The 13664-nt window shown below is 60.8% G+C and carries 13 protein-coding genes; 7 read left to right on the forward strand and 6 right to left on the reverse strand.

The genetic code is table 11. The features are described 5' to 3' along the window. The 6 genes from NKK50_RS15800 to NKK50_RS15825 all read left to right on the forward strand — a co-directional run bounded on the left by NKK50_RS15800 (position 1) and on the right by NKK50_RS15825 (position 6740). Positions 1-468 (forward strand): chemotaxis protein CheW, encoded by a 468-nt coding sequence (locus NKK50_RS15800; protein WP_023730900.1) that lies wholly within the window; start codon positions 1-3, stop codon positions 466-468. Beyond that, positions 465-1706: a CheR family methyltransferase gene (locus NKK50_RS15805; protein WP_023734098.1), complete on the forward strand. Its 1242-nt coding sequence runs from the start codon at positions 465-467 to the stop codon at positions 1704-1706. Before NKK50_RS15800 ends, NKK50_RS15805 begins: the two co-directional genes overlap by 4 nt. Further along, positions 1706-2410: a chemotaxis protein CheW gene (locus NKK50_RS15810; RefSeq protein ID WP_084569959.1), complete on the forward strand. Its 705-nt coding sequence runs from the start codon at positions 1706-1708 to the stop codon at positions 2408-2410. The genes NKK50_RS15805 and NKK50_RS15810 overlap by 1 nt, the downstream gene beginning before the upstream one ends. Next, entirely contained in the window at positions 2407-4680 is a 2274-nt protein-coding gene (locus NKK50_RS15815; RefSeq protein ID WP_023815638.1) for a hybrid sensor histidine kinase/response regulator, read from the forward strand. Before NKK50_RS15810 ends, NKK50_RS15815 begins: the two co-directional genes overlap by 4 nt. A 22-nt stretch (positions 4681-4702) precedes the next feature. Continuing rightward, positions 4703-5722: a chemotaxis response regulator protein-glutamate methylesterase gene (locus tag NKK50_RS15820; RefSeq protein ID WP_023693323.1), complete on the forward strand. Its 1020-nt coding sequence runs from the start codon at positions 4703-4705 to the stop codon at positions 5720-5722. Positions 5723-5786: 64 nt separating this feature from the next. After that, a complete protein-coding gene (locus NKK50_RS15825) occupies positions 5787-6740 on the forward strand; it encodes a response regulator (RefSeq protein ID WP_023669440.1) in 954 nt (317 codons plus the stop codon). 13 nt (positions 6741-6753) lie between these two features. On the opposite strand, the gene NKK50_RS15830 is transcribed toward NKK50_RS15825, so the two are convergent. The 5 genes from NKK50_RS15830 to NKK50_RS15850 form a co-directional block, all read right to left on the reverse strand. Beyond that, complete coding sequence (locus NKK50_RS15830; RefSeq protein ID WP_023730897.1) at positions 6754-7443, reverse strand: RraA family protein; 690 nt, start codon at positions 7441-7443, stop codon at positions 6754-6756. Next, positions 7436-8608 carry an alpha-hydroxy acid oxidase gene (locus NKK50_RS15835; RefSeq protein WP_352543623.1) on the reverse strand — a complete coding sequence of 391 codons (1173 nt, stop codon included), beginning with the start codon at positions 8606-8608 and terminating at the stop codon, positions 7436-7438. Before NKK50_RS15835 ends, NKK50_RS15830 begins: the two co-directional genes overlap by 8 nt. 68 nt (positions 8609-8676) lie before the next feature. Further along, positions 8677-9582: an SMP-30/gluconolactonase/LRE family protein gene (locus NKK50_RS15840; RefSeq protein ID WP_023693321.1), complete on the reverse strand. Its 906-nt coding sequence runs from the start codon at positions 9580-9582 to the stop codon at positions 8677-8679. A 645-nt stretch (positions 9583-10227) separates the two neighbouring features. Then, positions 10228-10632: an MAPEG family protein gene (locus NKK50_RS15845; RefSeq protein WP_023682292.1), complete on the reverse strand. Its 405-nt coding sequence runs from the start codon at positions 10630-10632 to the stop codon at positions 10228-10230. Positions 10633-10826: 194 nt separating this feature from the next. Beyond that, positions 10827-11759: a LysR family transcriptional regulator gene (locus NKK50_RS15850; RefSeq protein ID WP_023742812.1), complete on the reverse strand. Its 933-nt coding sequence runs from the start codon at positions 11757-11759 to the stop codon at positions 10827-10829. A gap of 92 nt (positions 11760-11851) precedes the next feature. Between NKK50_RS15850 and NKK50_RS15855 the strand changes: the two genes are divergently transcribed. Beyond that, on the forward strand, positions 11852-12865 hold the full coding sequence (locus NKK50_RS15855; protein ID WP_023743583.1) for an NADP-dependent oxidoreductase: 1014 nt from the start codon (positions 11852-11854) through the stop codon (positions 12863-12865). Between the two features lie 61 nt (positions 12866-12926). Here NKK50_RS15855 and NKK50_RS15860 read toward each other — a convergent pair whose 3' ends face one another. Continuing rightward, positions 12927-13562, reverse strand: a complete 636-nt coding sequence (locus NKK50_RS15860; RefSeq protein ID WP_023743584.1) for an SGNH/GDSL hydrolase family protein — start codon at positions 13560-13562, stop codon at positions 12927-12929. Positions 13563-13664 lie beyond the last annotated feature (102 nt).

Raw genomic sequence — 13664 nt, forward strand, 5'->3', positions numbered from 1 at the left:
ATGCTATTCCTCGCCTTCAACATGGGTCCGGATCGCTACTTGATCGATGTCCACAAAATTGAAGAGGTGCTGCCCTATATCGACGTGAAAGTTCTTCCGGGTGCGCCAACTGGTGTGGTGGGTTTGGTCAGCTATAACGGAATACCCATCCCCCTGATCGATGTCACCCTTCTTGCGCTTGGCCGACCATCGGAGCGCCTGTTGAGCACCCGGATCGTTGTGACGCGCTATCCGGCGGATGATGGCGAGCGACGCCTGCTGGGGCTGATCGCGGAACGGGTGACGGATACGATCGAGCGAGACCCGGCCGATTTCGCGCCGTTCGGACTGGAACCAGGAACCCCGCCCTATCTTGGGCCGGTGGCTTCCGATGGTTTGGAGATCATTCAGTGGGTCAAAGTGGAAGCGCTGCTTTCGGAAGAGATTCGTACCGCATTGCTCCGCCAGGCGGCAATAGGTGATCAATGACCGGAGCAATAGAAAAGCTCCTGACGGAAACGATTGGACTGGACAGTGCCAGCGTTGGTCCGACAGTGGTTCGTCAGGCGGTCAGAGAACGGATGGAAGCATGCCGGATAACCAACCCTCAGGCCTATAGGCAACACTTGGCCGGTTCCTCGCAGGAGCTGCAGGAGCTGATCAATGCGGTGGTGATCCCAGAGACCTGGTTCTTTCGCGACCGAGAAGCGTTCACGATGCTGGCGCGGCATGCGCGCGCGCACAAGCCTGCTCAGCCGATAAGAATCCTGAGCCTGCCATGTTCAACCGGCGAAGAGGCTTACTCGGTCGCCATGGCCATGTTCGATGCCGGCTTTGAGGCGCATGAGTTCAAGATCGATGGCGTGGACGTCAGCAGCCGCAATATCGCGACGGCTGAACACGCCATCTATGGCCGCAATTCGTTTCGCGGCAGCCATTTAGAATTCAAGGATCGCTATTTCGAAGCGGCCGAGGGCGGGTTGCGGCCTGTTGCTGGGGTGCTGAAACAGGTTCGGTTCATGGTAGGAAACTTGTTCGGTTCTCACGCGCCTTTCGGGCAAGAGGTCTATGACATCCTGCTTTGCCGCAATTTGCTGATCTATTTCAATCGAGAGCTGCAGGATCGCGCATTGATCTGCCTGAAGGACCTGCTGGCCAAAGATGGACTTCTTCTGGTCGGTCCGGCGGAAGCAGCTCTTCCAAGGGTGCATGGCTTTCTTTCCGCTGAATGGCCATTGGCCTTCGCCTTTCTGAAATCGGAGCCCGTCAAGACCACGGCGCCGAAGGTTTCGGCCGCCGTCCCGGTGCGGACGCCAAGCCCTAAGGTCAACAAGAGCGAGCCTCTTCGTCCGTTCCGACCGACAATTGGCAATGAAGGCCGCGGGCAGGCTCCGGCCAAGCCGCTTGCACGCGCCTCGGAAAGCCTCATCGCGGTTGAACGGATCGCCAATGCAGGACGCGTAAAGGAGGCACAGGAGGTCGCCCTGGCGCATCTCAGGGAGTTCGGTCCTTCCGCAGAAATCTTCTACCTGCTGGGCCTCGTCCAGGATGCGGATGGTTCTGCACCCGAAGCCGCGCAAAGTTATCGCAAGGCGCTCTATCTCGCGCCAAATCATCGAGAAGCTCTTGTCCATCTGGCCTTGCTGCTTAGCAAGCAAGGCGACCATAACGGCGCCGAGGCGCTGGCCGGCCGGCTGGGTCGGGTCCAGAAAAGGAGCGGCAGTTGATGGCGGCTTCGACAAGGATCGCTCAGCCGGTGGAGGAGATCGAAATCAACGACTGCTGGCGGCAAATAGGCGTACGGGGTGACAAGTCATGTCCGCTACTAGAGCAGCATCTCCACTGCCGCAATTGCCCGACCTACAAGAAGGTCGCACGACGCCTCCTCGACCGTGCAGCTCCCTCGGCATCTCGCGACGAATGGCCTGACAACGCTGGTCGTGCAGGGATCGATTCGGCAGACAGCGACGCGCTGCAGACGGCCGTTCTCTTCCGTTTGGGGGAGGAATGGCTGGCACTTCCGGTCGGTATTTTTCATGAAGTGGCTGAATCTCGTCGCGTTCATTCACTTCCACATCGCAGGAACAGTGCACTGCTCGGCATTGCGAATGTCCGTGGTGAATTGCTCATTTGCCTGTCCCTGGCCGAATTGCTCGGGATAGACGAGCGCAAGGAAGGGGAACAAGGCACACGAACCAAGGTATTTCGCCGCCTTGTCGTGGTAGGCGAGCGCGACAAGCGGGTTGCTTTTATGGTTGATGAGATCCACGGCTTACATCGGTACCAGGAACGCGACACTCTCGCTGTTCCGGCCATGATTGGCAAGGCACTGTCGGCCGCTACGGTTGCCGTGCTGCCATGGCAAGGACGAGCTGTTGGCTGTCTCGATCCACGACAACTGCTCACGATGCTGGATCGGAGCATCGCATGACAGATGAAGACTTCAGCCAGGTTTCGATGCTCAGCCTCTTCCAGGCCGAACTGGAGACGCAGTCACGGGCTCTAACCTCTGGACTTCTGGCACTCGAACGCGATCCTATCGCCGCCGACGCTCTGGAAGCATGCATGCGTGCCGCGCATTCTCTGAAAGGAGCTGCCCGCATCATCGACCTGATGCCCGCAGTCAAAGTTGCAAATGCGATGGAAGACTGCCTGGTCGCAGCGCAACGCGGGCATCTGAGGGTGCGACGGGAGCATATAGATGCGCTTCTGCAAGGTTCTGACCTTTTGAAATTGATCGCATCGGGATCATCGAGCGAGAGCGCCAACTCAGAAGTCGAAACCTTTCTCGCGAAGTTCGAGGGGTTGTCCCTCCCCCAGGCAAAGCCCGGGCCCCAAGATTCTGCAGCTGATTTCGCAACTCCAGATCATGCCCAGGAGCAACTGGCGACGACCTCTTCAGCGAACCTCCTCGTTGAGGCGGTACCGCAAGCCCACGGCAGCATCGGCTCTGATAGAATGGTTCGGGTGACGGCAGACAGCCTGAACCGATTGCTCGGGCTGGCTGGCGAGTCGCTGATGGAAGCTCGGCGGCTCAGGCCATTCGCTGACGGGCTGCTACGGCTGAAGCGACTTCAATCGGACCTCGCAAGTGCGTTCGACAATCTTCATGCAGTGCTGCCGCCGGTTTCAAACGATGCGGCGGTGGTGGAGGCGCTGGCTGAAGCGCAGCGAAAGCTTCGGTTGAGCCAAGCGTTCCTGGCGGAGCGTTTCGATGAGTTGGATTCAGTGGATCGGAAAGCGACCGATCTTGCCAACAGATTGTACGACGAAACGTTGGCGAGCCGGATGCGGCCCTTTGAGGACGGCGTGCGACACTATGCGAGAATGATCCGCGACCTCGGTCGTACCCTTGGCAAGCGGGTGCGACTGGAGATCGTAGGCGGCTCGACCGGCATCGACCGCGATATCCTCGAGCAGCTCGATGCCCCTTTGGGGCACCTTCTGCGCAACGCTGTAGACCATGGGCTTGAACCGCCTGAGGAGCGCCTCGCGATGGGCAAACCCGAAGAGGGGCTCATCAGGCTCGAAGCGAGGCACAATGCCGGGCTGCTGCAGATAGCCGTGGTGGACGACGGCAGGGGGATAGAGCTCTCGAAGCTGCGCGAGACCGTCGTCGCCCGGCAACTTGCAACCAGGGAAAGTGCTGAAACACTCAGCGAAAGCGAATTGCTCGCGTTTCTGTTTCTGCCAGGCTTTTCCATGAAAGCGGGCCTTACCGACGTCTCAGGTCGCGGTGTGGGGCTCGATGCAGTGCAAGCCATGACGAAGGAAGTCCGGGGAGTCGCAAGCGTCTCCTCAGAATTTGGCCACGGAACCCGATTTCAACTGCAATTGCCGCTGACACTGTCGGTCCTGCGCACGCTGCTCGTCGATGTCGATGGAGAGCCCTATGCTTTTCCACTCGCTGCCATTTCCAAGACTTTGAAACTGCAGCGGACGGAGATCAACGTCCTGCAGGGCCGGCCGCATTTTCGATTGAACGATCGACAGATCGGGCTGGTCACCGCTCGCGAGGTGCTCGATCGAGGTGAGCCCGGATCGGAACCGAACGAACTATCGGTCGTCGTCGTGGATGCGGGTCGGGGCGATTCGTACGGCCTGATCGTTGACCGTTTTCTCGGGGAACGCGAGTTAGTGATCAGACCTCTCGATCCACGGTTTGCCAAGATCAAGGACATCAGCGCAGCGGCCCTGATGGAAGACGGTTCGCCTGTTCTGATCTTCGACGTCGACGATCTGATCCGATCGGTGGAAAAGCTTGCATCGTCCAGCGGATTTCGAGCTCTTCGGCGCGCCGCGGGCGGTCCCGAAGCGAGCAGGCGCAAGCGCGTGCTCGTTATTGACGATTCACTGACGGTTCGCGAACTCCAGCGCAAGATGCTCGGCAATTACGGTTATGAGGTCGAAGTGGCGGTAGACGGCATGGACGGGTGGAATGCCGTCCGGTCTGGTCCTTTCGATCTCGTCGTCACCGACATCGACATGCCTCGCATGGATGGCATCGAGCTAGTGAGTTTGATCAGAAAGGACGCTGATCTCAAGAACACACCCATTATGATCGTTTCATACAAGGATCGGGAAGAAGATCGCGCGCGCGGGCTCGACGCAGGTGCGGACTATTATCTGACCAAGAGTAGTTTTCAGGACGAGGCGCTGATCCATGCCGTCGTGGACATGATTGGCGAGGCGGCTGGATGAGATCGAGATTGGAAGCCAGCGAATGAGAATCGGCGTAGTCAACGACATGCCGATGGCGGTTGAACTTCTGCGTCGACTGGTCCTGTCGACCGGCGAACATCAGGTCGCGTGGATCGCGACCAATGGGCGTGAGGCGGTCGAGGTCTGCAGACGTGATCTGCCGGATCTGATACTCATGGATCTAGCGATGCCAGAGATGGACGGCGTGGAAGCGACGCGCAGAATCATGGCGGAAACCCCGTGCTCAATCTTGCTGGTGACCGCCAGTATCGAAGCCAACCTCGCCGGCGTCTACGAAGCAATGGGTCATGGCGCGCTTGACGCAGTCGATATTCCGTCGGTGGGCATCGAAGGCAACGCGTCCTCGCAATCCGCCCGGCTTTTGACGAACAAGATACGAACGATAGGCAAGTTGATCGGTGATGCGCCTACCCAGGCAAAAAGGCGGATGTCACGTGCGGCTGAGCCGTCAACTCGACGCCTGATAGCAATCGGCGCCTCTGCGGGCGGGCCGGCTGCCGTTGCCGCAGTCCTGAGCGCGTTTCCCGTTGATTTTGGCGGCGCGATTGTGCTCGTCCAGCATCTCGATGCTCAGTTCGTTCCAGGCCTTGTTGATTGGCTAGGGCAGCATACGCGTCTCCCGATCCGTCCGGCGGGGGAAAGGGATAGTCCTCAAGCGGGCACCGTTCTCGTTGCCAGTTCTGCGGATCATCTGGTTTTCAAGTCAGCTCAGCAACTTGGCTATACGCCCAGCCCCAAGGACAATGTTTATCGGCCGTCGGTAGATGTGTTCTTCGAAAGTGCGGCGCAATGGTGGCCTGGCTCGGTGATTGGTGTTCTGCTCACAGGCATGGGCAGGGATGGTGCGCGCGGGCTGAGACAGCTCCGTGACAAGGGACATCTCACAATCGCGCAGGATAGAGCAACCAGTGCCGTCTATGGCATGCCGAAGGCCGCCGCCGACATCGGCGCGGCTGTTGATATTCTTCCTTTGGGTGCGATCGGCTCACGTATAATCGAAGCCTGCGAGCGCTCCACGTGAAAGGCCCCTTCCGATGACGCAAGAACCAGAGTTGGTCCCGCCACTCGCAGATAACTATTCATCCATGGTTCTGCTCATCGATGATCAGATCATGGTTTGCGAGGCGGTCAGGCGCGCCCTAGCCAACGAGCCCGATATTTCCTTGCACTTCTGCACCGACCCGTTGAGAGCGATGACGGTCGCGGATGAGGTAAAGCCAACCGTCATCCTGCAGGATCTCGTCATGCCCGGGGTGGATGGGCTACATCTGGTGCGAGAATACAGGAAGCATGCGTCGACACGCGCGGTTCCAGTCATTGTGCTGTCGAGCAAGGAAGATCCAGCCACCAAGGGCGAAGCCTTCGCTGCGGGCGCGAACGACTATCTCGTCAAACTGCCGGATCGTATCGAGTTGATTGCACGCATTCGATATCACACGCGGGCCTATCTGGATCACGTCCAGCGAGACTCGGCACACCGAGCGCTGAGGGAAAGCCAGCGACAGCTGATCAGTGCAAATCTAGAGCTTGAACGTCTGACGCGGATCGATGGCCTGACAGGTCTCGGTAACAGGCGCTATTTTGACGAATATCTGGCGGCTGAATGGAAACGCGCTTTTCGCGCACAGTCCCCACTGTCGCTGTTGATGATCGATGCCGATAACTTCAAACGATACAACGATACCTATGGCCATATGGCCGGCGACGATGTGCTGAAGCAAATCGCCCGCGTAATCCAGAGCGGTTCGGGCCGCTCCACCGATCTCGCTGCGCGGTACGGAGGCGAAGAGTTCGTCATCGTGCTGGTCGACACCATACTGGAACAATCCAGTGCGATCGCCGAGCGGCTCGTCCAGAGCGTGCGAGAGTTGAACATACCCCACGGCCCGGATCGCGTGACCATCAGCGTCGGCGTCGCAACAGCGGTGCCCACCGAGAACGAGACGCCAAACGATTTCGTCAATGCCGCCGATTTGGCTCTGTTTCGTGCCAAATCGGAAGGACGAAATCGTGTTGCGCTTCATATGTCCCGCAGCTAGAGAAGCTCACATCTCAGTCAACGAAGCGCGCCCTGTTCGATTTGAGGACGACCTTGGCGAAGTCGGGCATCTCGAGACCTTGCCGCACCAGGCCATCAAGAGTTTTCTCAGCCGCCCTGATGGCGGAGAGCCGGGCCAGCACAGTCTCAGCCTCCAGGCGAGGCACCACGGCGACACCGTCGCGGTCGCCCACCAGTATGTCTCCCGGCGAGATAGTCACTCCTCCCAGCACCACCGGGAATCCGACCGTGCCTGGACCATTTCGCGCAGGCGAATTCGCAATGACCCCGGCACAGTAAACCGGCAACCCGACCGCCTCGATCCCGACAACGTCGCGCACCAGGCCGTCAGTGATGAAGCCGGCGACCCCCTTGTTGCGCGCCATGCCGAGCACGAGATCGCCAGTTACCGCGGTACCGGCAAAGCTGTCGGTGGCCGCGACGATGACATCGCCACTTGCTGCGGCATCCAGTGCTCCAAACAGGGCGAGGTTGTCGGCGGGACCGCAGTGACAGGTCACGGCGACGCCGACCATCGTCGCAGTAGCTGGCGACAGTGGCTTGATCGTATAATGCAAGGCGCCGCGTCCCCCCATCGCGTCTACGACCTGGCTAACCGGCACGCCCGCAAAAGCACTGATGATTTCTGCTGCGGGCCGTTCGAAACGGCGCTTGATGGTGAGCAGTGGTGGGTCTTCAATCATGTAGCGGCCCCATTCCCTGAACGAACGAAATACAGTCCGGCCCGAGGTCGCGCAGGCTCCGCGCGCCCATCAGTCCCATGACGCGGTCGATCTCCTTGCGGTAGAGTTCGAGCACGTGGCGTACCCCCTCCTCGCCGGCGACCGCGAGCCCCCACAACTGCGGCCGCCCGATCAGACAGCACGAGGCGCCGAGCGCCAGGGCCTTGACGACGTCAGAGCCTCGCCTGATGCCGCCGTCGATAAGCACTGGTACGCGGCCGGTGACAGCCGCGACAACCGCCGTCAACGCGTCCAGGGATGCGGCGGCGCCGTCAAGCTGACGTCCCCCATGATTGGATACGATGATGCCGTCGATTCCTCGGGCTACAGCCTCGGCGGCTTCGCTGGGATGCAGGACGCCTTTCAGCAACAACGGTCCGGACCAGACAGTGCGCAGCCAGTCGACATCGGCCCAGGAGAGTCCGGGATCGAGCATTGCGGCCATTCGGCCCGCCAATGCACCGACCGTCGCCGTATCTCCGGGGCGCGCGTAGTTGCCGAAAGTCAGTTTCGGGAGTCGGGTGCGCATACGAAGAAGCCACGCCGCCTTGGTGGCGGCCGCGAGGGTTCCGGCCACACCGAAGCGCGGCGGGATGGCAAAACCGTTGCGGATGTCGCGTTCACGGTTGCCAAGCATCTGGTTATCAATGGTGAGCACCAGCGCGTCGTAGCTTGAGGCACGCGCCCGATCCACCATTTCTCGGGTGAAGCCGCGATCGGTATAGACGAACACCTGCATCCACCGTGGGCTACTTCCGGTGGCTGCTATATCCTCCAGCGTGCAGACCGATCCGTGGCTGGCGCAGTAGAATGTCCCTGCGGCCGCTGCGGCTCGGGCGGCTGCGCGCTCGCCGTCGGGCCAGAACAGCCCAGCCAGGCCGGTTGGCGCGATGCCCAGCGGGATGGCAAGTTTCGCGCCGAAGAGGTCAAGGGAAAGGTCTCGCGTCGTTGCACCGTTGAGTGGTCGCGGCAGAATGGCAACCTCGTTAAAAGCTTGCTCGTTCCGGCGCAGCGTTCGCTCATCCTCGGCACCGCCATCGGCGAAGTCGAACACCGGGCGTGGCAAAGTCCGCCGCGCGGCGACGCGGACCGCGGCCACGCTGTACAGGCACTTCAACGCCGCCATCGAAGCAGACGATGCCGCACCGCCGGCACCGCGGTCATCGCCTGTGTTTGAGGCGGACGAGGAGCTACTCACGGTTGCTTTCCGCCGATGCGACCATGATGCGTCGGTCCACCGCCTCCCGGAACACGCACGCAGGAGAGTGTTCCCTCAAAGGAGGGATCGCTGCCGGTCGCCAGCACGCCGGCATTTGTCACCCAAAGCATCTCGCCCGAGAAGACGCAGTTGGTCGTTGCCTTGCCGCAGACGAAGAAACCCTCCGCTGTGCCGTTGGGCTTCAGAACGTGAATGCCGTTGGCGGCAATATCCGTGACATAAAGGCGGCCATCGGCTCCGACCTTCAGCCCGTCCGGGATCGGATTGGCCCCAGGCAGGCGGCCCAGGTCTTCGACGGAACCATCCGGACGCTGCCGCTTGACGCGCCCCGTATAGGACTCCCCCCAAATGATCGAGCCGTCGGCTTCGATCGCCACACCATTGGGGAAGGTCGGCTTGTCGAAACCGAGAGCAAGGTAAGCACTGCCATCGGGGTTGACGGCAAAAATGTAGCTTGGGTCCGGATTCCCCGGGTTGTATGTGCCGGGATCGCTGAAGATGAGCCGGCCGTCAGCAGCAAATACAAGATCGTTTGGCCCATTGAGCCGAATGCCCGCGACTTCGCTCAGCAGGATTTCCGGCTTTCCGCCTTCGGCAACCCGCTGGATCGATGGCGTCGTCATGTCCGCAGCCCGCCAAGGTCCGGTCGTGCCGCCGTTCTGGCAGACATAGAGCAGGTCATCCGATCCGAGAACGCAGGCGTTGGGCGCTCCGGCAACATACGCGAACTGGCGAGCACTTCCGTCGCGATCTATGGCCGTCAGCTGGCTGCGATAGCTTTCGACGATGACAATTCGGCCATCGGGCAGCACCGTCGGGCCCTCGGGCCAGCCAAGGCCGGTCGCGACAACCTCGACGGCCAGCTTTTCAACCTCGTTCATCGTGCGACCCCCAGAACGGCAGCCTAACAAGATTTGTCGGGTATAATCCAGCCTGGCGGTCTCCGGACCCGGCGACTCAAAGATAGCTTGGCTGACGTGCGCGTTGCTGGGCCCCCCCTAGGCCGCCCCCCCACCCCGGCGCCGGTGAACCCCGACGGGCGGAGGCCTGGCTACAGCGCGAGCCGATCGGTGTCTACATAGCTCGGTAGCACTGGCTTGCTCCTCCAGGTTGGGTGGCAGGATTAGGTGCTGCTGAGGCCAGCGTGCCAGGAACAAGTGCAGGTGGAGAAGGTTGAATCTCAGTTCCTCTCCCTCTAACACTCACAAAGTCCAACAATTCTCTGCTCCGCTGCCAGGCGCTCTTGAGCCGAGCGTTTGCAGGGCGTGCGTGTGGCCAAAAGCTGGGGAGCGCCGCAGCGCCCAGGCGTGCAAATTGCTCTCTGAACGCCGATCCTTCTCCGAAGCTGGGGAGTAGCCCCAAAATCCAACAGCAATATCATGCCTCAACGGCGGTTTTGCCACTGCCAGTTTTGCGGTTCGCTCGCCTGTCAAAAGGGACAGTCTTTCGGGTCACGATCCGGAGTGGGTTTGCCAAGGCTCCCGGAATCGAGGTGGCCCACTTTTGCGTCGGGGCTCCGCCACTCTTCAGATCAACAGCAACCAGCACCAATACGCACCAATCACCATTTGCACAGCGAACGCGGTGAACCTGAGACTGACCGCGAGTTGGCTGGTTGAGACGAGGTGGATCACCGACTGCACTATACGTGCGCCTAACATCGTGGAGGCCAAGGGATCCGTGACATCTGTCTTTGAAATGATGATCGCGACTCCGAGCAGACCTCCGAAGATTGGAAGCCCTTCAATGCAGTTGGCGTGGGCACGGGCTAACCTCCGCATAAACGGGGAGAGGGCTCCGTTATCTGGCGTAAAGCCGTTTGCCGGGACTTGCCCAGAGATCACCAGGTAGCTCCGGATAACTTCCATCACGATCAGCAGGGCCAGCGCCCACGAGATGAAGCCAGTCAATGCGTAAGCACTCGCCGACATGTGCCCTCCCCGTTGCTAGCAATCTAGGTCGTTGTAGCCGATCAACTAGTCTAATGCTATTCGACGAGGAGGGGCGGCCTGTAGTGGGGCCGAAACGGAATAGCAGCTTTTGGACGTTGTGCCCGGAATAGCTGCCGTTCAGCCAATCAGCAGGATTGACCGCTTTCGCCCGTTAGCGACCCTTCCGCGCCAGATCAGTCGATGCTTGAAGCTGCCATTCGCAGAGTGAAAGCGGCGTCGAGCATGGTCAGAAAGGCGCGCACGGCGGGGTTGGCGCGTCGGCTTGCCGGCCAGAGCACGGTGACATTGTTTCGCTCGACCGCGAACGTGGACAGCACTGGGACCAGTTCGCCGCGCTTCACATAGGGAGCCGCCATGAAGGAGGCGCCTATGCCTATCCCACCGCCGGCTGCCAGCATGATGAGCACGGCATCGCTGGCATCGGCGACCACACCGGAATTGGGCACGATCTCGATTTCACGGTCGCCAATCCGGAAGGGCCAGCGAAAGGCCTGGCCTGTGCTCTGATATCGAAGGTTGACGGTGTCGTGCCCTTCCAGGTGATCGGGATGGGTCGGTGTGCCGCGTTCCTCGAGATAGGCTGGCGAGGCGAAGCAGCAAAGCCGATGGGGTGCGATCTTGCGTGATAGTAGCCGGGTGTCAGCCAGATCACCGATGCGTATGGCGACATCGATCCCTTCCTCGATCATGTCCACCATCTGGTCACCCAGCCTGAGATCGACGATCAGGTTCGGATGGAGCCGACGGAAAGCCGGTAAAGCCGGAGCGATCAGATGCAGTCCGATCGGCAGCGACGCGGCCACGCGCAACGTGCCCGATGGTTCGGAGCGCGCGGTCATTGCCGCCTGCTCTATTTCCTCCGCCTCGCGTAGCAGACGCAGCGCGCGCTCATGCAGGTCGCGCCCTTCGGGCGTGAAGGTGAGCGAGCGCGTTGTACGGGTAAACAGCGACACTCCTAAATGCCGCTCGAGCCGCTGGACGCTCTTGCTGACCGCCGACGGGGAAATCGACAGCGCGCGCGCCGCTGCCGTGTAGCTGCCCAGCGATCCCGCACGCGCGAAGGCGATGATGCCAGTGAGCCGATCCAAAGTGATATGTTCCGCCATGGCATTACTTAACCGCCATCGGCACCGATTATCAACCGGCGGTCATGCCGCTAGATTCGCTCCAATGACATGGATGAGCGGAGATTTCACCAATGAGCGATAAGATGAAGGCAGTCCGTCTGCACGCATTCGGTGGTCCCGAGATGCTGGTGTACGAAGACGCTCCTAGGCCGGGTGTGAAGCCCGGCGAGGTGCTTGTCCGAGCCCAGGCGGCCGGGCTTAATCCGCCCGACTGGTATCTGCGGGATGGCTATCGCGCACTGCCGCCAGAATGGCGACCCAACGCGTCCTTCCCACTGATTCTCGGCACGGACGTGTCGGGCGTCATTGAAGCGGTTGGCGCTGACGTCGCTGAGTTCAGCATCGGTGACGAGGTCTACGCAATGGTTCGCTTCCCCGATAACTTGATGACGGGTAGCAATGCCTACGCGCATTATGTCAGTGTGCCGGCATCGCATGTTGCGTTGAAACCAGCCGGCATCGACCATATTCATGCGGCTGGTGCGCCGATGTCGCTTCTGACGGCATGGCAGTTCTTGATCGAACTTGGCCACGACGAGCCGAATCCGTTCCAGCCCTTACCGCATGAGCCGGTGCCCCTCGACGGCAAGACGGTGCTCATCAATGGTGCCGGAGGCGGTGTCGGGCATCTGGCCGTCCAGTTGGCGAAATGGCGGGGCGCGCGCGTCATCGCGGTGACATCGGCCAAGAACGAGGCGCTGATGCGCGATCTCGGCGTGGATCAATTCATCGACTACAAGACAACCGCGGCGGAAGATGTCGTCCGAGACGTCGACCTTGTCCTCGACGCGGTGGGCGGCGCGGACATGGAGCGCTTCTTCCATGTTCTGAAGCCGGGCGGCGCGCTGTTCCTGGTCAACCCACTGGGCTTCGCTGGTCACGAAGAGACAGAGAGGCTGGGGATCACGGTCTCATCCACACAGGTTCGATCCAATGGCGCGCAGTTGGCAAAAGCCGCCCGCCTGCTCGACGACGGCCTTGTGCGTGTCGTCATCGACAGCACATTCCCGCTGGCCGAGGCATCGCGCGCACATGAGCGCGCCGCCGACGGCAGTATTCAAGGCAAGATCGTGCTGGCCGTCTGAATTGTTGCTTTCAGTCCGACCGACCATCGGGAGTGCAGACGATCGGGCGGGATTACGCCGTTTAGCCGACGAAGACCAACGACCGACGTCCGGCTGAATCGTGCTCGACTACAAGTGCCGCGATGGCTGCCGCGATCTTCGCGCCACCTTGCACTGACGGTTCGATAGGATTGGCGAAGTCCGCGTCCTCATTCGATACCAAGCGCAGGTCGACGAGCGGCAAACCGCGCGAGAACGCCGCCCGGGTGATGACGTCGTTGAGGACCGTCAGGGCAGTTGCGGCAAGTCTACGACGCTGTGAGTCGGGAAAGCGCGCCTCGTAGATCGTGCAGACAGCGGTGGGTAGGTTTTGGCCCAGCGCCCCCTCGAGCATCGTACAGTAGTCGTGCTCGAATTCCTCCCGGATATCGCTGATCCTGTCCAGAACCTCGGCCACCGAACAGGCCCCCTGCTCCAGAATCCCTGCATGACGAAGAGCATCATTGCCACCGACGCTGACGACAAGATGGCTAGCATCCTGGGGGAGCCGTTCAAGCTGCCGCTCGACGCCGCTTGTGATGGCGCCGTCGACGGCGTTTAGCGTTGCACGCCACCCCTCCGGCAACCGCTCCCGCAGCTGCCGCACTACGTCGGACCCGTGCGCGACATAGGCAGCGTTGTCAAAGATCGAATCCCCGAGAAGGACGACGTGTGGCATCGGATGCTCCGTTGAGGCCTCTGCCAATGCTGCATCAGCAGAGGAGGTAAGGTGGTGGGTTGTGACCGCGGCAGCGAGCACGGTCAGGAGATCACGGCGAGT

This window comes from Mesorhizobium sp. M0001, assembly GCF_040324255.1.
Classification (GTDB): Bacteria; Pseudomonadota; Alphaproteobacteria; order Rhizobiales; family Rhizobiaceae; genus Mesorhizobium.